Raw genomic sequence first — 22,994 nt, 5'->3', positions numbered from 1 at the left:
CATGCTACCAGTGAGTTAAAGGTAATCCTTTTTCTTCTCAAAGGTATGACCTTTGAGGTAATGTGAGAGTAACGGCCCAGAGATGTGCCGTGGGCAAACATTATTTCGAGAAGCAATGACGCTGAGTGATAACGCTTTTCGCCCGATATGAAATGGAGAGACGATGATTCCTTTCGTATGTGAACAACAACCGTGGCATCAGACGATGTCTGCCGGGCCTTTGCTCGGTATCGCGCTCGCTGCTGTCGTCATTATTTTGGTGGCAGTAATCTATTTCCGCCTGCACGCATTCCTGACTCTTGCCGTTGTCAGTATCGTGACTGCGGTTGCGACGGGAATCCCCTCAGGACAACTTCTGCCGACATTGCTGTCAGGTTTTTCCTCAACGCTCGGCTCCGTTGCACTACTCGTTGGTATCGGTGCCATGCTAGGGAAGCTCGTTGAGGTATCTGGAGGAGCCAAGGTTCTCGCTGATGGAATGGTGAACACTTTTGGGGATGACCGTGCGCCGCTCGCTTTGGGAGTTGCCTCGCTCTTTATGGGATTCCCTATTTTCTTCGATGCTGGTTTTATCGTCATGTTGCCGGTCATCCTTGCGGTGGCTGCTCGTCTCAACGGTTCGGTTATCTTATATGCTTTGCCCTCGGCGGCAGCTTTCTCCGTGATGCATGTTTTCGTACCGCCGCACCCAGGCCCCGTCGGTGCGGGTGCCATTGTGCAAGCAAATATGGGCCTGGTGCTGATTATCGGTCTCATCGTAGCGATTCCGACTTTCTACCTTTCGGGGGTTGTGTGGTCAAAAATTGCGGCAAAGCGCCATCACATCACAATGCCTCAACTCTTCTCGCCGGTCAAAGATGAGACCCTTCCTCAAAAGCTCCCTCCGATGGGCTTGGTGATTTTCACATTGGTTCTCCCTGCACTATTGATCTTCGTCAATACAGGTCTCAATACGTTGGTGCAAACGGGTGCTATCGCGTCAGTAGAAACGGATGCCACTACCCACGCTCGCGTTGCTTCCTCTGGAGTGATCAATGCACTGATGCAGCTCGGGCAAACGCCGATTGCTCTCCTGATCGCCACCTTGGTTGCCATGATTATCCTGGGACGCTACATCAACACAGACAAAACAGGGATTGAAAAGATAATGGATTCAGCTCTTGGCCCGGTATGCTCGGTCATTCTGGTGACCGGAGCAGGTGGGATGTTCGGCGGAGTTTTGCGAGCCTCGGGTATTGGCACAGCTCTTGCTGATGCGATGAAGGGCCTCGGGATTCCAGTCATTTTAGGTGCTTACCTGGTGGCAGTGGCCTTGCGATTGGCACAAGGATCGGCCACAGTCGCGCTCATCACGTCGGTGTCGTTGATGGCTCCAGCTGTTCAAGCTGCTGATCTGTCGTCTGTTGGAGTGGCGTGCATCGTCCTTGCTGCCTCTGCTGGTTCTGTTTTTGCCTCTCACGTCAACGATTCTGGTTTCTGGCTCATCGGTCGTTTGCTTGACATGGACGTCAAGACAACGTTGGCGACATGGACAGTTCAACAAACTCTTCAATCCGTTTTCGGTTTTGCTTTCGTGGCATTGATCTACGTTGTCTTGTGATATTTCGAGGGAAAGGAGAGGATCGATGAACGACGTCGTGCATGTGGTCATCATGGGAGTATCAGGCTCTGGAAAAACTACTGTGGCAGGAATTGTTGCCGACAGGCTCGGTTGGGAGCTTGCCGAAGCCGATGATTTCCATCCGCAGGCAAATATTGACAAAATGGCCTCGGGTCAGCCACTTGATGACGATGATCGCTGGCCATGGCTTGAATCCATAACACAGTGGATGCGTGAAGAAGGCTCACGCTTGAGGTCAACTGTGGTGACGTGTTCTGCTCTCAAGCGCAGTTATCGCGATGTTTTACGGCAGGCAGGCTCCCGCGTCGTGTTTTTCCATCTCGATGGTGATCACGAACTTCTGACGAACAGGCTTGCTGCCCGGACAGACCATTTCATGCCGGCATCACTCATCCAGTCTCAATTCTCTACTCTCGAACCGCTTGAGGCAGACGAGGAAGGTGATGTCATTGATATCGCCGAGACCCCATCAGCGATCGCAACCACAATTGAAAAGCGTATTCGGGCAATCGTCGGCAATGTTGAGTTTTCGCAAAAGAAATACCCAACGTCAACAAAACCTCAAGCAAATGTTGGTGTTTATGGGCTGGGTGTGATGGGAGGTGCAATCGCACGTAATTTCGCATCAACAGGCTACTCGGTGGCAGTAGCGAATGTTGTGCCTGATGTCGCCACAGAATTTGCCACAGCGTACAGTGCTGACGGCATCATTATTGCCGCAGAAGATGTTGGCGAATTTGTTGGTCTGATTGAGCGCCCACGAATCATCTGTCTCATGGTCACTGCTGGGCCTGCAGTTGACTCAGTCATCAGTCAGCTGAGCGAATACCTTGACCCTGGAGACATTATCGTCGATATGGGGAACTCCCACTTTTCCGATACCCGACGTCGGGAGGCTCAGCTGCGTCAGGTGGGTATCGACTTCGTCGGCTGTGGCACATCTGGTGGGTTTGAAGGTGCTCTGCACGGGCCTGCGTTGATGCTTGGAGGCTCACGAGTGGCACTCGAACGAGTCGCCCCTATTCTGTCCGCAATCGCTGCCGTGGCCGACGACGGACGCCATTGTGCGACATTGGTTGGGCCAGATGGGGCGGGTCATTTGGTCAAAACATTGCATAATGGTATTGAGTATGCCGAACTTGAATTGATTGCAGAGGCCTATGATCTGTTGCGTTCGAGTGGCCTGACTCCGCATGAGATCTCTGAAGTGGTCGAACAGTGGAGAACCACAGAATTGTCCTCCTATCTGGTTGATATTACATCTCAGATACTGGCGACTACTGACGAACATGGGGTGTCGCTAGTCGATCGGGTATGTGACCGTGCAGGTCACAAGGGTACGGGTGCATGGTCGAGTCAGATTGCCGTGGAGTTAGGTGTCGATGCAGGTATGCTCGTGATGTCACTCATGGCACGCTTTGCCAGTGTGAGCGAACTTCGGCATATTAGACACAGTAATGCGGTTGTTGGTAACACTTTAGACGTGACACGCGTTGCGCATGCACTGTACCTGGCAAAAATCATTGCCTATTCACAAGGCCTTGAGGTGATTTCCGCAGCATCATCTGAGTACGATTGGAACATCAATCTCGGGGATATTGTCCTGGGGTGGCGTGCAGGATGCATTATTCGCGGTCGTATCCTGGATGATATATCGCGCGCATTGAGTTCGTCTCACGGTGGATCATGTGACATATTGTCTGATGAGTTTTTTGCGCAAAAAATAGATTCGTACATTGGTGACCTGCGTGACGTTGTGTGTTTTGCGGCGGAGAATAGCGTGCCGGCTCCAGCATTGAGTACTGCTTTGGCGTATCTCGATACGTTGGCACGCCCGCAGCTCCCGACAGCTCTGATTCAATTGCAACGAGACTATTTCGGCTCCCATGGCGTCGAGCTCATTAATGACCCCGGTACTGTGGCACATGGACCGTGGAACCTGATGAGGTGACTAGTCAGTCACCTGTGAGACATCAGCACAACGACTTGTGTGCATCAATGCGAAGCCGATTTTGCCGAGGGTCAAAGACAACTTCACTGTGTCGGGCGAGGACGTCAACGTTGGCATGTCAGCGCGATGACACTGTGGGTCGCTATTGTTTGTTTCGGGGCGTTTGAGCTTTGCGGAGTCGCATCACTCGGGAATAAAATGCCCACTGGTACAAGGAGGTATCAATGACGAATGCAGTTGACAAGGATTTTGTCTGGATCCAGTCCGGCTCCTACCGAGCAGCAATTGACCCCTATGGCGGTGGACTTGCGAGAGCACAATACGATGGCGTCGAATTCGTGAATACGTATGCGCTACCCCGGCCTCACTGTTCGGGGATGCTCTTGGCTCCGTGGCCAAACCGCGTTGGTGACGCGCGTTACTACCACGATGGTGAAGTTTTTGAGCTTGTGATCAGTGAGCCTGAGCGCGGCAATGCGAATCACGGTTTTGTGGGTTTTGAACGTTGGGACGTGAGTCGGGCCGAGGAAGACAAGTGCACGTTACGTTTGTCGATGCCTGCCCAGAAGGGCTACCCCTGGCCTTTTGAATATGAGATCACCTGGTCTGTTTCAGCGAACGAGGGGGTGAGCGCGAGTTTCTCCGCAACAAATCTTTCCGACGTGACCGTTCCGTTTGGTTTCGGATTCCACCCGTATCTCATTGCTCCAGGCTCAGCCACGGACGAATCGATTCTTCAGCTTCCTGTGCGCCAAATGCTCCCACTGGATCCCGTACGTAACTTGCCTGCGGGGCCACTTGTCGCGGTGGAGAAAGTGTGCACTGACGTCGGCACACTCGCCAATATTTCCGACGGAGTTGCATTGAATGGTTTATGGTTGGACAACTGCTTCACCAACGTCATCAGCGATGATGGAAAGGTGCGTGCGCACGTCGTGGGTCATGATGGCCAGCGTACGCAAGTGTGGGCAGGTGAGTGGTGCCGGTGGCTGCAAGTCTTTACCGCGGGCCCTGGACGAGCGGAGCCGTACCCAGGATACGGCCGGGCTGTGGCGATTGAACCAATGAGTTGCCCGCCAAACGCGTTTCGCACGGGGATTGATTGTGAGTATCTTCGTGGGGGAGAGATCCGAGAGTATCAATTTGGCTGCAAAATTCTTGCAAATTAAACCGATTTTTGCAGAATAGTTTTTCGCATTGCTTGCGGGTGTAAGCGGTGTGTAATCTTTCGGTGTCTGACAAACGAGATGCAGAGCACAAAGTGGTGCGAATAGTTCGTCAGAAGTCAACGACGACTCCAGAGAGGTTTCAGATGAAAAACTTCAGCAAGATCCTGACCGTCTCGGCGGCAGCTTTGCTCGCTTTATCCGCGTGTGGAACGAGCACATCGGGTTCGAGCCCAGCCGGTCCGAATAACCAAAAGCCACTTGTGTGGTTCAACCGCCAGCCATCGAATTCGTCCACAGGCGAGCTCGATAAGGATGCCTTGAACTTCAACGACAAGACCTACTACGTGGGATTCGACGCCAACAATGGTGCTGAGCTCCAGGGACAGATGGTTGCTGACTTCATCAAGGCACACAAGGATATTGTTGACCGCAATGGCGATGGGACGATCGGGTACGTCCTTGCAGTCGGCGACGTCGGCCACAACGATTCGATTGCCCGTACGCGTGGCGTTCGCAAGGCACTCGGAACCGCCGTCGAGAAAGACGGTGCAATTCTCTCCGACCCGACCGAAACCAACGCTAGTGCAGTCAAGGTAGGCTCGCTTGATGACTTCAAGGTTGAAGAACTCGCCTCGAAGGAAATGAAGACTGGTGCAGGCGCAACATGGGACGCTGGAACTGCAGGTGACACGATCACTGCGTGGAGCGGAAAGTTCGGGGACAAGATTGACCTTGTCATTTCGAACAACGATGGCATGGGCATGGCCATGTTCAACAAGTGGAGCAAGGCTAACAAGGTTCCGACGTTCGGCTACGACGCGAACTCCGATGCGGTAGCAGCAATTAAGGACGGCTACGCTGGCACCATTTCGCAGCACGCGGATGTCCAGGCGTACCTCACTCTGCGAGTGCTTCGTAACTCCCTCGATGGCAAGGACATCATGGAGGGCATCTCGAAGAAGGACGAGGCAGGCAATGTTTTGTCTGAGCAGGACTACAAGTACGTTGAAGCTGAGCGTTCTTTCTACGCGTTGAATGTTGCTGTCACCGAGAAGAACTACAAGGACTTCCTCGATTCGACAGTGACCTACAAGCCAGTAAGCAACCAGGTCAAGGCGGAGAAGAAGAAGGTATGGCTCGATATCTACAACTCCGCCGACAACTTCCTCGGTTCGACCTATCAGCCACTCCTACAGAAGTACGACAAGTTGCTTAACCTCGATGTTGAGTACATCGGCGGCGACGGCCAGACTGAATCGAACATCACCAACCGTCTGGGTAACCCGAGTGCCTACGATGCATTCGCCATCAACATGGTCAAGACAGACAACGCATCGTCCTACACCGCGTTGCTGAACCAGTAAACACTGGCCCAAGACATCAACATGTGTGGGGGCCAGGACTGACCTGGCCCCCACTGCCAAACGAAAGCACAAAAATGACAGACATCAATAACGATTACGTCTTGTCGATCCGAGGAATGTCAAAGTCATTCGGGCGCAATAAGGTGCTCGATCACATTGACTTCGATGTCAAACGTGGTTCCATCATCGGACTCATGGGCGAAAACGGCGCTGGAAAATCCACGATGATGAAGTGTCTTTTCGGTACCTACCAAAAGGACGAAGGCGACATTACCCTCGATGGACATCCCGTAGCATTCACCGGTCCTAAGGAAGCGTTGGAGAATGGAATTGCGATGGTGCATCAGGAGCTCAACCAAGCTCTTGAACGCTCCGTCGTCGACAATCTCTTTCTCGGACGCTACCCCACCACAGCCCTAGGAACTATCGACGAAACGCGTATGCGCAAGGAAGCAGCAGACTTGTTCCGCCAGCTCGGCATGACAGTCGATCTGACTCAACCCATGCGCAAGATGTCGGTCTCTCAGCGGCAAATGTGTGAGATCGCTAAAGCGATCTCGTATCGCTCGCAGGTGATCGTGCTTGACGAGCCGACGTCGTCGCTCACCGAACCTGAAGTACGCAAGTTGTTTTCCATGATGCGCAAGCTGCGCGACGACGGAATCTCCCTGGTTTATATCTCACACAAGATGGACGAGATTTTTGAGATTTGTGATCAGGTATCCGTCCTTCGCGACGGAAAACTCGTGATGACCAAAGACACGACAGAAACGAATATGGGTGAGCTCATTACTGCGATGGTAGGACGCTCTCTCGATAATCGTTACCCCGAAGTCGACAACACCCCGGGTGCCCCAATCCTCTCCATCAAGCATCTATCCACGAAGTTTGCGCCGTTGATTAAGGACATCACTTTCGACGTGCGCCAAGGAGAAATTTTTGGTCTCTATGGACTTGTCGGAGCCGGACGAACTGAACTGTTGGAGACGATCTTTGGCGTGCGTACCCGTGCGACTGGACGGGTGTACTACCGCGACAAATTGATGAATTTTGATAAGCCACGTGACGCAATCGATTCGGGATTTGCCTTGATCACAGAAGAACGTAAGGCTGACGGACTGTTCCTCAAAGGTGACCTGACATTCAATACGACGATTGCGAATCTTCCCGCTTACAAACGTGCTGCCATGTTGTCGGATCGCAGGATGCAAGCAGCGACAGTTGCAGAAATTCGTACGATGCATACCAAGACAACTGGGCCTGAAGAGTTGATCGCGGCATTGTCTGGTGGCAACCAGCAGAAAGTCATTTTCGGACGATGGCTTGAACGCGAGCCCAAAGTTTTCATGATGGATGAACCGACGCGAGGTATTGATGTCGGTGCAAAGTACGAAATATACGAGCTGATCATCAAAATGGCCAAACAAGGACGCACGGTAATCTTGGTCAGCTCCGAAATGCCGGAGATCCTCGGTATTACCAACAGGATCGCGGTGATGTCTGGCGGAAGACTCGCTGGCATTGTCAACACCAAAGAGACGAACCAAGAAGAGCTGCTAAAGCTCAGTGCAAAGTATCTGTAAGAAAGGCAAGTACATGAGCATCCTGTCTTATGAGAAGGAAGAGCAGCTCCTCGAACCGGTCAAGGAGCACGTAGGGAAAATCCAAGCGCAGATTGATGCGTTGCGTGCTGACGGCACAACGAAGGTGACACGTTTGCAGCATCAGCTGCGAGCGTTGAAAGCTGATCGAACCTTGTCGAAGGAAGAAAAAGCTGAGATTCGCAAACAAGATGAAGCTGAACTCGCTGCTGCGCGTAAAGTCCAAGCTCAAAATAAGGGGAAAATTGCGAAGTTAGTGAACGAAGCTGAAACATATCTCGACAAAAATTACGACAAGCAATATTTCACCCATGTTGAAGAGTCTGTCGTCAATGAGAAGAAAGCAGCCAAAGCACAGTATGAAGCCACCCTTCTTGAGCTAAAAACGGAGCACGAGCACAACGTCAAGAAGCTCAATGCCACCGGCGGGGCCGAACTTAAGCAAGAGCTTAAGGACGAGAACTTCGTATACAAGAATCGCCAATACGATGCTAAGACTCAGATGAAGCATCAGATTCAGGCTGCGAAGGATCGTCGTCATGCAGCAGTGGCGGAGAAGTTCCACATGATCGACATGTTGCGAAACTCCAATTTTACGTTGACGCAGTCGATGTCTCAGAAGTGGGAAAATTACCGATACTCGTTCAACCGTCGCCAGTTCTTGCTCAAGAATGGCTTATACATCGTCATCGTCTTGATCTTCATCGCACTGGCGATCATGGCACCGATCGTGAAGAACGTTGATCTTTTCACCACGCAAAATGTGCTCAATATTTTGCAGCAGGCCTCCCCGCGCATGTTCCTTGCATTGGGCGTTGCCGGTTTGATTTTGCTCACCGGCACCGATCTGTCCATTGGCCGAATGGTGGGCATGGGCATGGTGATTGCCACAGTTGTGATGCATAAGGGCCCGAATACGGGAAGTGTTTTCGGCGCAGTCTTCGATTTTTCATCGGTTCCTCTCGGGATTCGTATTATTGGCGCGTTGATTGCATGTGTCATTGCAACCACGACATTCACGATGATCGCCGGATTCTTCACTGCACGATTCAAGATGCATCCATTTGTGTCAACGATGGCGAATATGCTTATTATCTTCGGCCTCGTCACATACGCGACGAAGGGCGTGTCCTTCGGTGCAATCGAAGCTGATATTCCGAAGATGATTGTTCCAAATGTTTCGGGATTCCCCACTATTATTCTCTGGGCGGTTGCGGCCACGGTTGTCGTGTGGGTCATTTGGAACAAAACAACATTTGGTAAGAACCTTTACGCGGTTGGCGGTAACCCTGAAGCCGCTGCAGTCTCAGGCATTTCGGTGTTCAAGGTGACGATGGGAGCCTTCATTCTCGCTGGTATTCTCTACGGTTTCGGCTCCTGGCTTGAAGCAGCACGTATGTATGGATCTGGTTCGGCGGCTTACGGCCAAGGCTGGGACATGGATGCAATTGCAGCCTGTGTGGTTGGTGGAGTGTCCTTTACCGGTGGCATTGGGAAGATTTCCGGGGTGGTTGTCGGTGTGCTGATCTTTACTGGCCTGACTTACTCACTGACGATCCTTGGAATTGACACGAACCTCCAGTTTGTCTTTGAAGGAATCATTATTCTCGCTGCTGTCACGCTTGATTCGCTCAAGTACGTTCAGAAGAAGTGAGACGTAGTGTTAAGTGGCGCCAGGGAAATCCTGGCGCCACTTAACATATCACCGATTATTCGACCTGGTAGCCTGCGCTTTTCCACGCCACAAAGCCGCCGTATACCGATGTTGCTTCCACGCCGTGCTCGTTGAGCTCACGTGCAGCATCTAAAGAGGTGCGGCCGTCCTGACACATCACGATGAGGGGAGAGCCAGAGGGAAGTTGCGTGGTGGGGCGAAAAAGACGCGCCTTGGGCAGATGAATCGCACTCGGGATATGGCCTTTGTTCCACTCAATGATTTCGCGGATGTCGATGATGGGCGCGCCAGCTGCGTGTGCGGCGGCTGCCTGTGCAACGGTGAGTTGTGGGTTTTTCCCACCTGGAAAAATAAAATCAAAGAACCCCATGTCGCTACTCTACGTGATTGACAAGTTTTACTCTGTGCGAGTAGCTTCAGCAACGATCTGTGCAACAGCTTCTCTGCCCAGGACAGCAACTGCCTCTTCAGGGACGGGAAGCCCTCGATGGATTGCCTTGCTCACTGCGTCGCGAGCCTCAACTTCGGCACGACGGCGAGCCTTGTTTTCCTCGTCAATCTTGGCCTGCTTTTGTGCTTCGAAGTACACGCGTACGATTTCAGCAATCCCCTTTGGCCCAATTCCGGGCAGATAACAGTGTGAAATCGCCATGCCGATTTTGCCCAGTGCTAGTTCATCATTGTACGCCAAGTACCAGCCGTGATGGTCGGGATTGAACTTGTACTTCGAACCTGCAAGCGAGCGGAATCCGTAGAGAGGCTCAATAAGCGCTCCGGTACGTTCCAGGACGATATCCAGGAAGGACGGATCCTCTATCGCTTCACTTCGCGCGAGCGGCGCGCCTGACAGAGAAACCCACTTAAGTCCCAATTCATTGATCTTCGGAACTGACTCACCAAGCAAAAACTCAATCACCGAACGCCAACCGTCGGAATCTCGGCGCATAAAATCGAGCGTGTATCCCACGAGTTGACCACCTTCATAGACAGGAAGCCACGACGTAATTCCATGAAGATGACAGGATTGATCCACCGCAAGCATTATCTTGGTGCCCGGAATCTTTAACTCGTCGAGAGCTCCAAGAGTGAACCCCATTTCCGGTAGTGCCTTCTCAGCAACCCACTGTTCAGACAGAGCTGTGACACGGGCACGCATATCAATATCGAGGCTTTCCCAATCCGTCCAGATCGCTTCGATACCTTCTTTTTTCGCATTATTCTTGGCGGTGCGGACGTTTTGGAATTTCTTTCCAGTAAATTTGGTGTCGGCGCTCAGCACGCCTTCTTCAGCCACATGGAGTTTCTTGAAGCCAGGGCGAGTAAAGTCCTCGTTGACCGAATACCAAGCGATTTGCCACCCCTGTTTCTGGACAAATTCTTCGAAGGCACTTGCAAGTTCGTGACGGTTGGCATCTGACGGAAGCATATCAACCGCCGAGGCCGACTCTTCGTTGTCGTGAACTAAAGAATCGCTGTGACCAGCGAAAACCGGGCCACCGAGTGTTACCGCACCGCCATTAGACACACGGTAGGCGACGTAGCCCAGCTCATGGAAGAAATAAGAGTTCCCGTCCCACAGAGTCATGAATGACAAGTGATCGCCGGTTCCATTTTCAAGAATCTGGCGCGCTTTAATACGGTCATTAAAACGAAGCTCCGAATGAGAATCAACCACGAGGAAATACATCGCAATGGCGACGAGTATCCAAAATATTGTTCCAGTCCAGATGAACGCAAACCAAGCTCCTATGCCAGCGGGGATGTTCCCTAGTGGTAGAAGGAGCGAAGCGATTGGGGGGAGAAGTCGGACGAAGAATTCTCCGAAAGCTTGGCTCGCCCCGATTTCTGGCGTGAATTGAGTAGAGAAGACTGCAGTACCGATAAACCAGATTGCCGCAGCTGCGATGATTCCGCCGACAACGAAGGCAATAGCGCGCGTATATGCCTTTGAGGATGTGCACACTGTATAAAGTTTGCGCGTGGCAAGTAGCGCCATGAGAACAACAAGCCACGGGGTGAGTGAAAATGTTGCAAGAGTAAGAACGGTGGAGAGATCGCCATACAGGAATGCAATCTGAATGAACTGAATGATGACGATTGTCATTGTGGCGAGTGTTGAGACGATCCCACCGATCCAGGCGGCTCGCTTCGCGCGTACGAGACCCCAGGCAAAAATCAGCTGGATGATGACGGGAACAAGATTGGCAATCGTATTGCTTGGGCCTTCAAAAGTGACGAGTTTGCCCATCGCAGCACAACGGGCTAAATCATTCGAAGTGCACGCCCAGTCCGCGTGGAACGCCAGAGCGTAGGGCTGCCAAATGAGGAAGTTCGCGTCAGCGAATAATCCTGACGCTGTTGGGTGAGTCCCGATAAGGACGGGGGTGATGGCCACTGTTCCAAAAAGTACTGCCACCAGGATTCGTCGTTCACGTGCAGAGGGCTGACTCAACGTACGCATTCGAGGGAAACCACGACCAGCCACTAGCGATCCCGCAATAATTCCTCCAACCACTGAAATGAGTGCGACAGTGTTTGTGACGTTTCCTAGGAAAAGCGTTTGAGTCGCAGTGACCACAAAGCCGGCAAGACGTAGTCGGCGTTTCCATAATGGAGGCATGAACGCGGTGGCGAACATCGAGGTTCCGAAAATCCATGCACCAGGAGAGAGGAGGTAATCTGACGTGCTGGCAGTGGCAATGGATTCCAAATACGGTGCACTGACATGAGCGAACCATAAACCGAATGGTGCGAAGACGACGTGCATGGCAAGAGAAAGCATCGCGAAACGGGCAGAGCCAAGTGTCCGTTCAGCTGCGAGGCCTAATGTTAGGACGCCAACGCTCGCGCCGATAACACCTTGGAGGGTCGCCGAGGTCAGGCCTGATGTGAACATATGAAGGAAGTTGAGATCGCCAGTTGCTCGCAATCCGAACGTATGTCTTAAGGCCAGGTGATCGCCGCCTTGGGATGCCCATAAAGCCCACAGTGTGGTCAACAGAATGATGGAGACAGGCGCTTTCTTGACGAGAGACACAAATTTCACTTCAGACCTCCGATTGTTTGAGCAGCAAAGGGCAGTGCTTCGACGAAGGCTGCTCGCCACACGTCAAAACTATGCCCGCCTGGGATCGTGCGAGTATGAACATCCATTCCAGCCATCCTCGCCAATCGCGCCAAGTATTCTTGGGCTGCAATTGATCGAGAATCATCATCACCAGAGAAGAATAAACCGCGTCCTCCTTGGAGATTAGGCGATCCTTTTTTAGCGGCCATCGCTAACACGTGAGCTGGATCAGCGGCTTCCCATGCCGACTGATCTCCGTTAAAGAGTGAGTCGATTGTTTGTTCCTTCGTGCCAATCAGGAGCGTCTTATCTCCCGAAAAACTCAAAAATGCGCCGTATGTGCCCGGGGCAGTTGTGGCGATCTGGACGGAACAGGTCGCGCCATATGAGAGGCCACCAATTGACCATGTATGCTGATCTTGAGTAACACGGAAATGCTTTTTGATGAGAGCAGGCACGTCCTGGGTGAGATAGGTGTGGACTTTTAAATCTGGGCCATCGACACAGCCGGGATTGCCGGTCAGAGAACCTGTGCCATCAACTGAGACAATGATGGGCGATACGCCCTGATGCTTAGACTGATATGTATCGGCTGCTGATGCTGCGTCACCCGCGGTAAACCACTGATCAGGACTTCCTGGATTGCCTGCGAGGAGGACGATGACGGGAAGCTGAGTTGTCGAGGAAAAGTATGCGGGTGGAACATAAGCAACCGCGTTGCGTGCAGGAAATGCCGAGACTGGACCCTCAAATGGAACGGAAACAAGTGCACCAACTTTTCTTCCATCATTCATCGGCGCGGAGGTCAGCTTTGAAAACTCCTCATAATTCATCCGCACGACGTTTGTTGGCGGAAGGAAGGACGCTGGATTTGTGTATTCCTTGTAGGTGAGATTCGCGACAAGAAAAGTCAGCCCCGCACTGACGAGTGCCAGAAAGAAAAATTTGAAGCGCGCACCTTTTACTATGGCGAATGCAGCGATGGTAAACGCTGCTCCGAATGCTGCGATGAAAAGATTCCAGGGGACTTCTCCTGGCCATGGGTTTGGCCACACGAAGAAACCGAAGACAGCAATTGCATCCACTGTGACCGCCACGGACAGCGACATCCAAGCGCGTCGGCGATTAGTGTGAAACGCGAGTGCGCATGCGCTGAGCGTCGTTATGGCAACGAGTGTCCAGATCACAATTTGTGCAGTGAAATCAGTGAGTGGAAATTTCCAGAAAAAGTCCATACTTCCATTATCTCACACTCATCGAACTAAAATCATGCGCCTCTGGAGCAGAAATTTGTGTTGTATGAAACGTTGTGTCTCGATAAGTCGCGTGAGGAGTAAGGAATGATCACCAAAAAGTGTCATAGGTTAATGAAAAGCTTATTTCAATAAAAAATCTCAAAGGAGTGATCATGAACAATCGGGTGAATATTGAGAGACAAAATCAGCAGGGGCGTACGCTCCCAAAAGAAACGTACGCCCCCACGCTTTATATGGTCTACGCCAAAATTACGAATGAGCCGCAGCCACGGCGAGCTTCAGAGCGCGCTGGAACAGTTCCTCACGCTCGGCAGCCGTGTAGTCACGATCGGTCCCCTTGAGGATGTGGTCGGAGACGGTCAGAACGGCAAGTGCCTTGCGTCCGTACTTCGCGGCCAACCCGTAAAGTGCGCCAGCTTCCATCTCGGCGCCCAAGCATCCCACTTCTGCTAGTGCTTCGTTTTCTTCCTTCGGTACTCCGTAGAAACGGTCACGTGATGCCACAGTGCCGACATGAATCCCGTCTTCTCCTTCTGCAGCTTCCACAGCCGCACGCACGAGGTCATAGTCGGCCACTGCAGAGTAGTGGATACCCGGTGTGAGATAGGTGTTGAGGACGCCTTCGTAATGCGCGCCCATTGCGACGACGACATCACCAACGTTCACATCGAGCGAGAGTCCACCACATGTGCCCACGCGAATTGCGCGTTCCACGCCGTAGTGCATGAACAGTTCGTTGACATAGATAGATAGTGAGGGCTGCCCCATTCCGGTTCCCATGATTGACAGCGGCTGGCCGTTGACCTCGCCGGTGAATCCGAGGATACCGCGAACGTCAGTGACGAGCTTCGCATCTGGCATCAGCTGTTTGGCCATGCGCTCAGCGCGCTTAGGATCGCCAGGGAGCAAGACGGCGGGGGCGAAATCTCCTGGCTCAGCTGCGATGTGGGGTGTGGACATGTTTATCTCCTTTGATTAATCTCGCCGCATGACGGCGTTCTATTGTAACAATCTTATTCGGCTGAAGCCGTGTCTTCTTCATCGCGCTTGATCGATTCATCAGTACCCGATTCGCCTGTGACATAGCGAGACTTAGGAGGTTTTGTCTGTGCCACGTTCTGTGCAAAATCTTCCCAATATCGTGATGCGTAATAGTCGAATGGTTTGAACGGACCGCCCGGGCGGTTCTCGTCTTGGGTGAGATAGGGGTAGATATCGTGACCGCGTAAATACAGGGCTACGGTGTTGATTGCCGCAGCGATCGGTACTGAGAAGAGGGCGCCGTAGATGCCGAATACAGCTGAGCCGCCAGCGACCACCATGACGATGGCGAGCGGATGCATGTTCAAGGCGTTCCCCTGAAGAACTGGTTGAAGGATATTACCTTCCACCTGCTGAACAATAAGAACTCCGATGAACATCGCCAGAGCCATCCACGGGCTTCCTGTGTTGACCAAGACAACCATCGTGGCAACGAAACCCGAAATGAATGCTCCCACAATCGGAATAAACGCAAAAAGGAAGACGAGGACACCGATGGGGAAGGAAAGAGTGAGCGGCGTCTTCAAAATGAAGGCCACAAGCGCGATGCCGAGAGCATCAACTGCGGCAACAATCGCTTGGATCCGCACATACGATGCAATGGTGATCCAGGCGCGAATTCCCGATTCGTTGACACTGGTTCGATTCGCTTCGGGGAAGAGGCGCACTACCCAATGCCACATCCGTCGGCCATCTTTGAGGAAGAAAAAGAGTGTGAAGAGTACGAGGATCACACCGGTGGCGAGACTAATAAGACTTGAGCCGACGGAAGCGACGCCACCTGCGATGACAGAGGAATTATTCCTTGCATATCCCTGGATTTGCTCCCAAGCGCCTGAAATTTCCTTATCAAATTGCGGGAACTGGCCGTGTAACCAGCCGACAACAGAATTGATGCCTTGGGTGATCTGTTCAGAGAGATCTGAGAATCCTTGGAAGATGGAGGTTCCCGCACCGACGAAAAGCAACGAGACGATGATGATCAATCCGAAGAGCGCCGTCGTTGCGGCAAGCGCACGTGGCCAATGCCAACGGTTACGCAAAAAAGAAGCGACCGGTTCAAGGATCACCGCCAAAAGGAGCGAGACCATCAGTGAGACCACTAGCGAAGAGAGCTGTAGCAGAACCCATCCGGTTGCCAGGAACGCGACTGTGGTGACAATCAGGCGCCACGACCACGCGGCACTCCTTTCCAGTGCTACTGGGACTTTCGGGGACGATGAGGGAGAGTTGAGCATAAAATACGTCTTTCTGTTGTGATTGAATCTAGAACCAACACTAGCGGCGACCCGGGTAAAAGTGGAATGATATCTGCGAATAGCTTGGATGAAAGGTAACCATGACTTCCCTTATCGCGTTCGATCTTGACGACACGCTTGCGCCTTCGAAATCTCCGTTACCGCAGCGAATGGGAAATGCTCTGGCACGTTTGCTTGATCATGTTGATATTTGTGTTATTTCGGGTGGAACTTTTGACCAGTTTCGTCACCAGCTCCTGGCCAATCTTGATGCCACCGAAGAACAACTCTCCCGCCTTCATCTGATGCCGACGTGTGGCACTCGGTATATGCGACGTAACGCGGGGAAGTGGGTTCCGGTCTATGTGCGAGATCTGTCTGAACCATTACGCATACGAGCGCTCGATGTTCTCCGCACGCAGGCTCAGCGCCTAGGTCTATGGGAAGAGTCGACGTGGGGAGAGATTCTTGAGGACCGCGGATCTCAAATCACTTTTTCAGCTCTGGGACAGCAAGCACCCCTTGAAGCAAAAAAAGCGTGGGACCCAACGGGAGAGAAGAAAGAAAGTCTTCGCTCCGCCGTCGCCGCACTTCTTCCTGAATTGGAAGTCCGCTCAGGAGGATCGACCTCGGTCGATATCACTGCTCAAGGTATCGATAAAGCCTACGGAATTGAGGAACTTGCGAAGCAAACAGGTATCCCTTTCGAGCAGATGCTTTTCATTGGTGATCGTCTTGATAAAGGTGGAAATGATTACCCGGTGACACGTCTGGGCATCGAGACACACGCTGTGCGGGGTTGGGAAGATACTGCTGATTTCGTCGAACGATTCGTCGCACTACGAGAGGAAAAGTGAGATGGCTGACGATCTCGAGTACCGCGAGGACATGAGTGATGATGAACTGACTGCTCTTGAGGCACGACTCGATGCCGTTAATGGGCGCTACTACGGATCTGCAAGTGAGCATGAACAGCTCGGAGGTGCCCGGCTCGGCTCGGCGATCACGATGTTGGTCACGTCGCTTGTCGGATTCACAGCTTCCCTGGGGCTGATCATGAGTGAAAAGGAGAAATTGACTCATCCGAACGCCTCCCTCGCTTGTGATCTGAATCCGCTGGTGGGGTGCTCGAAGTGGATCGGACAGTGGCAAAACGAAGTGTTTTTTGGAATCTCGAATTCTGTTCTGGGATTCGCATTTTTTAGTGGCATGGTGGCAATTGGATTAGTGCTCCTGACTGGATCACGGTTGGCACCGGTGCTGTGGCGGGCGCTGAGTCTAGGGGCTAGCGCAGGTATTGTGTGGGTATGTTGGTTCGCTTATATGTCCTTCTTCAAAGAAGGGGCATTATGTCCCTACTGTGTGGTGACATGGTTCGCCACGATTCCGCTGTGGCTAACAGTGGCTAGTACCTCTTTATATGCTGGGCATTGGGGGAGCGCAGGTGTTGCCCCCGGTCGAGCGCTTACTCGAAACCGCTGGCGGATCACGATCGCTATATGGACGCTGATCATCGTCTTCGCTCTCGTGTGGTTTTGGGATCAGTGGAGCCTCCTCATATGAGGGGTCAGTGATAACACTCCTGACGTTCACCACAGATCTGTCAGATATATTATGACTGCCCCGGTCTTACGCCGTTGTCAAACCGGGGCAGCCGGTATCGGGACGAATTAGGGCTGAGGGACGAAGTCACCGTGCCCGGCACGAGTGAGCGCGTCGCGCAACTTCTTCATCGACGAAGCAATATCCTCGGGGCTCGCTGGAGCAGCATTTTCAAATTTCGCTGCCCCGGAGTCGGCACCTGGAATGACGTGCACATGAGTATGCGGCACATCGAAACCGAGGATCTGAACGATTGTCCGCTCAACCTCGAAGGCATCTTCTTGGGCACGGCCGATAATCTGCACAACGTTCATCATGTGGGCAAAGATTGCGGGGTCAAGCTGCGTGTAATTGGCCACTTCCTGGCGTGGAATCACCATGACGTGTCCAGGGCGAACTGGTTCGATCGTTGCGAAAGCTACGCACACCGCATCTTTCCAGACAAACTGACCGGGGATCTCTCCACGAATAATCTTTGTAAATACGCTTGGCATGTCCTTAGTCTACGCCGGCTTGTGGACTCTGTGCGTTACCATTGGTTGAACCATTTTTATTCAAGGAGAGTCATGAGCGAATTCCGCTATCGCTACACGGCCGCACTCGCTAACGAGATCGAGGCTAAGTGGCAGAATACTTGGGAAACTGAAGGAACGTTTAACGCCCCCAATCCGGTTGGCGCGCTTGCGGGGCCAACGGATAACGAGGCATTCTTCCTCCTTGATATGTTCCCTTTCCCCTCTGGAAAAGGACTGCATGTCGGACACCCCTTGGGTTACATCGCCACAGACACTGTCGCTCGGTACCAACGTATGCTCGGCAAGAACGTTTTATACACCATGGGCTATGATGCGTTCGGCCTTCCTGCCGAGCAATACGCTGTGGAAACAGGGCAGCACCCACGTGTGACGACAGACGAGAATATCGCCAACATGAGGCGTCAGCTTCGTCGTCTCGGTCTGAGTCACGAGCAACGTCGCTCGTTGGCAACCACCGACGTCGAATTCATTAAGTGGACTCAGTGGATCTTCCTTCAGATTTTTAACTCTTGGTACGACGCTGACGCGCCCGGTCGCGCTGAGGGAACCGTTGGTCGTGCCCGTCCCATTAGTGAGCTGATCGCAGGTTACCGCGACGGTTCCATCCCCACGCCGTCGGGTGCTACGTGGGAGGAAATGAGCGAGTCTGAGCGGCGTGAGGCTGTGGACTCACGTCGCCTAGCCTATATTGAGAACGCTCCCGTGAACTGGGCGCCAGGTCTGGGCACGGTGTTGGCAAACGAAGAAGTGACCGCTGACGGGCGTTCTGAGCGTGGAAACTTCCCCGTTTTTAAGCGTGAGCTATCGCAGTGGATGATGCGTATTACCGCGTACGCCGACCGTCTGGCAGAGGATCTGGACACTGTTGATTGGCCGGAGAAAGTCCGTGCCATGCAGCGTAACTGGATTGGAAAGTCGCACGGAGCGCAGGTGCGTTTCATTGCGCATCACGAAGGCGGCGACGAGACGCTCACCGTTTTCACGACCCGTCCGGATACTCTTTTTGGTGCCACGTTTATGGTGGTGTCGCCTGAGCATCCGATGCTCGATCAGGACAATCTTCCAGCGGCGTGGCCGCAGGGCACTCGTGAAGCCTGGACTGGTGGAGCATCAGATCCGCGCAGTGCAGTGCATGAGTACCAGATTGCTGCGTCGCGTAAATCAGATATGGATCGCGCTGACGCAGAAAAGGAAAAGACTGGTGTGTTCACTGGCATCTTCGCGACTAATCCTGTAACCGGTGCCGATGTTCCAGTGTTCGCGGGGGATTACGTGATGATGGGATATGGCACCGGTGCAATCATGGCTGTGCCCGCTCACGATGAACGTGATTTCGCTTTTGCAATGAAGTTTGATCTAGATATTGTGCGAACCATTGAGGCTCCCGCAGATTTCCCAGAAGATCAGGCATACACAGGTGACGGTCAGATTGTGAATTCAGCGAATAACACGCTGAGCCTCAATGGTCTTGATAAAGCTGCGGGCAAGGCAACGATGGTTGAGTGGCTGGAGAGCACTGGGGCAGGCGAGGAAGCAATTTCATATCGCTTGCGCGACTGGCTTTTTTCCCGTCAGCGCTACTGGGGCGAACCATTCCCCGTTGTTTATGACGACGAAGGCAATGTGCATGCACTGCCGGAGTCGATGTTGCCTGTTAAACTTCCCGATACTCCTGATTATTCTCCGCGATCCTACGATCCTAACGACGCTGAATCTAGCCCGGAGCCTCCGTTGGGTCGTTTGACAGATTGGGTGAACGTTGAGCTTGATCTTGGCGATGGTGTCAAACACTACACGCGCGACACCAACACTATGCCGAACTGGGCTGGATCGTGTTGGTACGAGATTCGCTATATCGACCCGCACGACGACGATGAGTTCGTTGCACCCGAAAACGAGGCGTACTGGATGGGGCCTCGTGACGGCAAGGTCTCTGGCGGCGCTGATCTTTACGTGGGTGGTGTGGAACATGCTGTGTTGCACCTGCTCTACGCCCGTTTCTGGCAAAAGGTTCTCTTTGATCTCGGCTACGTGTCCTCGTCGGAGCCATTCCATAAGCTCTTCAACCAAGGATATGTGCAGGCATATGCCTACACTGATTCGCGCGGCGCGTATGTCCCTGCTGAGGACGTTGTCGAGGTGCCTGCCTCGGATGGCTCAGGAGAAGTCACCTGGGAGTACAAGGGCGAGAAGGTGAATCGCGAGTACGGCAAGATGGGCAAGAGCCTGAAGAATATTGTTACTCCGGATTACATGGCCGATGAGTATGGCGCCGACACTTTCCGCGTCTATGAAATGGCGATGGGACCTCTCGACGTCGACCGGCCGTGGGATACCCGTGCGGTGGTGGGTGCTCAGCGTTTCTTGCAGCGTCTATGGCGCAACATCGTCGACGAAGAAACCGGCGAGTTGGTGGTGACGGACGAGCCGATGCCTCATGACATGGCTCAGCAGGTGGCGCGCACGATCGATTTTGTGCGTGGTGAATATGAGAACATGCGTGTCAACACCGCTATTGCGAAGCTGATTGAGCTCAATAATTTCCTGACCGGAACCGCAGTTCCGCGTGAGGCTGCTGAAGCCATCGTGAAGATGACCTCACCGATCGCGCCGCATATCGCAGAAGAACTATGGAGCCGACTGGGGCACTCTGAAACAATTGCACGTGTCAGCTTCCCACGGGTGGAGGATCCGTCCTTGCTCGTGGATGACCAAGTGACGGCGGTCTTCCAGGTGAAGGGTAAGGTTCGCGATCGTGCTGAAGTGCGTGCAGACATTTCTGCTGAGGAGCTCGAAGCACTTGCACTAGCGTCGCCAAAGGTACAAAAGTTCCTTGACGGTGAGCCGCGCAAGGTCATTGTTCGAGCACCAAAGATTGTCAATATTGTTCCGTGATGGATTCTCCGAACGGGTCGCATGCGAATGCTGCGACCCGTTCGGAGATTGTGACTGTGACGTTGTAGACTGTTGGGAAACATTGAGGGAAGGCGAGTGATATGGCTCAGGTTGCAAGCACCACCGTGGAGAAAACCGAGTTTGACGGACTGCCAGCGTGGCGTCTGACATCAACATCAGGGGCCACTGCGCTTGTCGCGGAGCTCGGCGCGACCGTCATTTCGTGGGAGCCTACTCCAGGTGCACACGTGATCTCGGGTTACGCAGATGCCAAGGAACTTCGTGAGGGCGTTGGTGGCCGTAGCGCGGTACTCGCTCCGTGGATGGGATACATGGAAGGTGATTCCTACACCGCGAACGGCGTTGAATACAATGTTGGCTCGGTTCCAGAAGGCTTCCTTGGGCTGGTAAAAGATGCACCTTTCTTCATGCGCAATGCCGATTCCACGCTCACGTTGTCCTATTCGTTCGACGGCTCTGAGGTTTACCCATGGCCGTTTGAGATCAGTGTGACGTTCTCACTCGATTCTGGCGCGGACGACGTCGAGCATCTGTCGGTGACGCTCGCGGCGACAAATCGTTCTGAGATGACTGCTCCACTCGCATTGGGCTGGTCACCCTACCTCTCGATGCCTGGGGCAAACTCGATTAAGAATCTGTCGGTTGAGATTCCTGCGCGAACCAAGATTCTGACTGATTCTCACGCAGTTCCGCTTCAAGGGGAAGCTGCTTATTCGGGTGTGAAAGCGCCAGTGGTGATCGATTACATCGGCACGAAGTCCTTTGCTACGTATTATCGTGGTCTTGTTCCGAACGACGCTGGCGTGGTGCGAACGTCAATTCTCAACCCATCGTCGGCAGCGGAGATCACGCTCACGCAGGAGCCTGCAGAGGCGCCGGTTGTCTATGTCGATTCTGGTGATCGACTGGATCGTGATGCGCGTAAGTCATTGTGTCTGGCACCGATTTCACATCATGCAGATTCTTTTAATCGTTACGATTCTGCACCATCCCTGGCTGTCAAACCGGGGCACACTCGCTATATGACAGCTACTTTGACGTATCGAGCTCGCTAATATTTTGGTCGAATGGACGGTGACACCCTGCAGGGTGTCACCGTCCATTGATTACTGGAGATTTTTACCATGAGCGATATTTCTGTTTCAGGAATATGCAAGTGATACGTTTGAGACATGAATCGACGTATTGATAGTTGGCTGACAGACATGGATGGCGTGTTGATCCATGAGGGTAACGCGCTTCCTGGGGCACATGAATTTCTTAGCGCATTGCAGGACAAAGACATCCCTTATCTCGTTTTAACAAATAACTCGATTTTTACGCCGCGTGATCTCTCCGCGCGCCTTGAGACTTCAGGTTTGAATGTTCCTGAGGAACATATCTGGACGTCAGCGATGGCGACCGCACACTTCCTGGCAAGCCAGTCGGACTCACGCCGAGCATTTGTGGTGGGAGAGGCGGGTCTGACCACTGCCCTTTATGAACAAGGTTTTGTCATGACCGATCAAAATCCTGATTTCGTTGTCTTAGGCGAAACCCGCACCTATTCTTTCGAGGCGATTACCAAGGCGATCCGGTTGATTGACGCTGGTGCACGTTTTATCGCAACGAATCCGGATCCGTCTGGTCCGTCGGGTGAAGGAAAAATTCCTGCCACTGGCGCTGTGGCAGCGATGATCACGCGTGCCACCGGCAAGAATCCCTACTATGTGGGTAAGCCAAACCCAGTGATGCTACGTCATGGCCTGAATATGATCTCTGCTCATTCGGAGCATACGGCAATAGTGGGAGACCGAATGGACACTGATATTCAGGCAGGGATGGAAGCTGGTCTACAGACGCACTTGGTGCTGACAGGTTCAACTCAAGAAGAGGACATCGAACTCTACCCCTTCCGTCCAGAATTTGTGCATGACTCGATTGCGGACATTGCCCAGCTCATCCGAGCGTAATTCTT

Annotated in this window: 17 protein-coding genes; 11 read left to right on the top strand and 6 right to left on the bottom strand. The window is 52.8% G+C overall.

What is annotated here, in order from left to right:
- Positions 1-163 precede the first annotated feature (163 nt).
- The 6 genes from ACTOVJ_RS05535 to ACTOVJ_RS05510 all read left to right on the top strand — a co-directional run bounded on the left by ACTOVJ_RS05535 (position 164) and on the right by ACTOVJ_RS05510 (position 9,360).
- Positions 164-1,600, top strand: a complete 1,437-nt coding sequence (locus ACTOVJ_RS05535) for a GntP family permease (RefSeq protein WP_449504189.1) — start codon at positions 164-166, stop codon at positions 1,598-1,600.
- Positions 1,601-1,625: 25 nt separating this feature from the next.
- Positions 1,626-3,572, top strand: a complete 1,947-nt coding sequence (gene gndA / locus ACTOVJ_RS05530) for an NADP-dependent phosphogluconate dehydrogenase (RefSeq protein WP_449504188.1) — start codon at positions 1,626-1,628, stop codon at positions 3,570-3,572.
- A 224-nt stretch (positions 3,573-3,796) separates the two neighbouring features.
- Complete coding sequence (locus tag ACTOVJ_RS05525) at positions 3,797-4,741, top strand: aldose epimerase family protein (RefSeq protein WP_449504187.1); 945 nt, start codon at positions 3,797-3,799, stop codon at positions 4,739-4,741.
- Between the two features lie 143 nt (positions 4,742-4,884).
- Positions 4,885-6,105: a substrate-binding domain-containing protein gene (locus ACTOVJ_RS05520; RefSeq protein ID WP_449502086.1), complete on the top strand. Its 1,221-nt coding sequence runs from the start codon at positions 4,885-4,887 to the stop codon at positions 6,103-6,105.
- Positions 6,106-6,179: 74 nt separating this feature from the next.
- Positions 6,180-7,688: a sugar ABC transporter ATP-binding protein gene (locus ACTOVJ_RS05515; protein ID WP_449504186.1), complete on the top strand. Its 1,509-nt coding sequence runs from the start codon at positions 6,180-6,182 to the stop codon at positions 7,686-7,688.
- Positions 7,689-7,701: 13 nt separating this feature from the next.
- Positions 7,702-9,360, top strand: coding sequence for a galactose/methyl galactoside ABC transporter permease MglC (locus ACTOVJ_RS05510; protein WP_449504185.1), 1,659 nt, complete (start codon positions 7,702-7,704; stop codon positions 9,358-9,360).
- A gap of 55 nt (positions 9,361-9,415) precedes the next feature.
- Here ACTOVJ_RS05510 and ACTOVJ_RS05505 read toward each other — a convergent pair whose 3' ends face one another.
- From ACTOVJ_RS05505 to ACTOVJ_RS05485, 5 genes are all read right to left on the bottom strand, one after another.
- A complete protein-coding gene (locus ACTOVJ_RS05505; protein ID WP_449502089.1) occupies positions 9,416-9,751 on the bottom strand; it encodes a rhodanese-like domain-containing protein in 336 nt (111 codons plus the stop codon).
- A 27-nt stretch (positions 9,752-9,778) separates the two neighbouring features.
- Entirely contained in the window at positions 9,779-12,427 is a 2,649-nt protein-coding gene (locus ACTOVJ_RS05500) for a bifunctional lysylphosphatidylglycerol flippase/synthetase MprF (protein ID WP_449504648.1), read from the bottom strand.
- Positions 12,424-13,683: an alpha/beta hydrolase gene (locus ACTOVJ_RS05495; RefSeq protein ID WP_449502091.1), complete on the bottom strand. Its 1,260-nt coding sequence runs from the start codon at positions 13,681-13,683 to the stop codon at positions 12,424-12,426. Before ACTOVJ_RS05495 ends, ACTOVJ_RS05500 begins: the two co-directional genes overlap by 4 nt.
- A 270-nt stretch (positions 13,684-13,953) precedes the next feature.
- Positions 13,954-14,664 (bottom strand): purine-nucleoside phosphorylase, encoded by a 711-nt coding sequence (locus tag ACTOVJ_RS05490; protein ID WP_449504183.1) that lies wholly within the window; start codon positions 14,662-14,664, stop codon positions 13,954-13,956.
- A gap of 53 nt (positions 14,665-14,717) precedes the next feature.
- Positions 14,718-15,983, bottom strand: coding sequence for an AI-2E family transporter (locus ACTOVJ_RS05485; protein WP_449502093.1), 1,266 nt, complete (start codon positions 15,981-15,983; stop codon positions 14,718-14,720).
- Between the two features lie 101 nt (positions 15,984-16,084).
- On the opposite strand from ACTOVJ_RS05485, the gene ACTOVJ_RS05480 reads away from it, so the two are divergent.
- Entirely contained in the window at positions 16,085-16,840 is a 756-nt protein-coding gene (locus ACTOVJ_RS05480) for an HAD hydrolase family protein (RefSeq protein ID WP_449504182.1), read from the top strand.
- Between the two features lies 1 nt (position 16,841).
- Positions 16,842-17,546 carry a vitamin K epoxide reductase family protein gene (locus ACTOVJ_RS05475; protein ID WP_449504181.1) on the top strand — a complete coding sequence of 235 codons (705 nt, stop codon included), beginning with the start codon at positions 16,842-16,844 and terminating at the stop codon, positions 17,544-17,546.
- Positions 17,547-17,653: 107 nt separating this feature from the next.
- On the opposite strand, the gene ACTOVJ_RS05470 is transcribed toward ACTOVJ_RS05475, so the two are convergent.
- On the bottom strand, positions 17,654-18,079 hold the full coding sequence (locus ACTOVJ_RS05470) for an HIT family protein (protein WP_449502096.1): 426 nt from the start codon (positions 18,077-18,079) through the stop codon (positions 17,654-17,656).
- A gap of 72 nt (positions 18,080-18,151) precedes the next feature.
- Between ACTOVJ_RS05470 and leuS the strand changes: the two genes are divergently transcribed.
- The 3 genes from leuS (at position 18,152) to ACTOVJ_RS05455 (ending at position 22,989) form a co-directional block, all read left to right on the top strand.
- On the top strand, positions 18,152-21,016 hold the full coding sequence (gene leuS, locus ACTOVJ_RS05465) for a leucine--tRNA ligase (RefSeq protein ID WP_449504180.1): 2,865 nt from the start codon (positions 18,152-18,154) through the stop codon (positions 21,014-21,016).
- 101 nt (positions 21,017-21,117) lie between these two features.
- Complete coding sequence (locus ACTOVJ_RS05460) at positions 21,118-22,092, top strand: aldose 1-epimerase (protein ID WP_449502098.1); 975 nt, start codon at positions 21,118-21,120, stop codon at positions 22,090-22,092.
- A 117-nt stretch (positions 22,093-22,209) separates the two neighbouring features.
- Positions 22,210-22,989: an HAD-IIA family hydrolase gene (locus ACTOVJ_RS05455; protein WP_449502099.1), complete on the top strand. Its 780-nt coding sequence runs from the start codon at positions 22,210-22,212 to the stop codon at positions 22,987-22,989.
- Positions 22,990-22,994 lie beyond the last annotated feature (5 nt).

The sequence above is a fragment of the Arcanobacterium sp. (ex Cirak et al. 2026) genome, assembly GCF_053585065.1.
The sequence above is the reverse complement of the archived record's forward strand: the minus strand, read 5'-3'. Positions and strand labels throughout refer to the sequence as shown.

What these genes read in the sequence shown, in the direction of transcription:
- ACTOVJ_RS05535 (WP_449504189.1), top strand. Translation starts at nt 164, where the DNA reads ATGATTCCTTTCGTATGTGAACAACAACCGTGGCATCAGACGATGTCT.
- gndA (WP_449504188.1), top strand. Translation starts at nt 1,626, where the DNA reads ATGAACGACGTCGTGCATGTGGTCATCATGGGAGTATCAGGCTCTGGA.
- ACTOVJ_RS05525 (WP_449504187.1), top strand. Translation starts at nt 3,797, where the DNA reads ATGACGAATGCAGTTGACAAGGATTTTGTCTGGATCCAGTCCGGCTCC.
- ACTOVJ_RS05520 (WP_449502086.1), top strand. Translation starts at nt 4,885, where the DNA reads ATGAAAAACTTCAGCAAGATCCTGACCGTCTCGGCGGCAGCTTTGCTC.
- ACTOVJ_RS05515 (WP_449504186.1), top strand. Translation starts at nt 6,180, where the DNA reads ATGACAGACATCAATAACGATTACGTCTTGTCGATCCGAGGAATGTCA.
- ACTOVJ_RS05510 (WP_449504185.1), top strand. Translation starts at nt 7,702, where the DNA reads ATGAGCATCCTGTCTTATGAGAAGGAAGAGCAGCTCCTCGAACCGGTC.
- ACTOVJ_RS05505 (WP_449502089.1), bottom strand. Translation starts at nt 9,751, where the DNA reads ATGGGGTTCTTTGATTTTATTTTTCCAGGTGGGAAAAACCCACAACTC.
- ACTOVJ_RS05495 (WP_449502091.1), bottom strand. Translation starts at nt 13,683, where the DNA reads ATGGACTTTTTCTGGAAATTTCCACTCACTGATTTCACTGCACAAATT.
- ACTOVJ_RS05490 (WP_449504183.1), bottom strand. Translation starts at nt 14,664, where the DNA reads ATGTCCACACCCCACATCGCAGCTGAGCCAGGAGATTTCGCCCCCGCC.
- ACTOVJ_RS05485 (WP_449502093.1), bottom strand. Translation starts at nt 15,983, where the DNA reads ATGCTCAACTCTCCCTCATCGTCCCCGAAAGTCCCAGTAGCACTGGAA.
- ACTOVJ_RS05480 (WP_449504182.1), top strand. Translation starts at nt 16,085, where the DNA reads ATGACTTCCCTTATCGCGTTCGATCTTGACGACACGCTTGCGCCTTCG.
- ACTOVJ_RS05475 (WP_449504181.1), top strand. Translation starts at nt 16,842, where the DNA reads ATGGCTGACGATCTCGAGTACCGCGAGGACATGAGTGATGATGAACTG.
- ACTOVJ_RS05470 (WP_449502096.1), bottom strand. Translation starts at nt 18,079, where the DNA reads ATGCCAAGCGTATTTACAAAGATTATTCGTGGAGAGATCCCCGGTCAG.
- leuS (WP_449504180.1), top strand. Translation starts at nt 18,152, where the DNA reads ATGAGCGAATTCCGCTATCGCTACACGGCCGCACTCGCTAACGAGATC.
- ACTOVJ_RS05460 (WP_449502098.1), top strand. Translation starts at nt 21,118, where the DNA reads ATGGCTCAGGTTGCAAGCACCACCGTGGAGAAAACCGAGTTTGACGGA.
- ACTOVJ_RS05455 (WP_449502099.1), top strand. Translation starts at nt 22,210, where the DNA reads ATGAATCGACGTATTGATAGTTGGCTGACAGACATGGATGGCGTGTTG.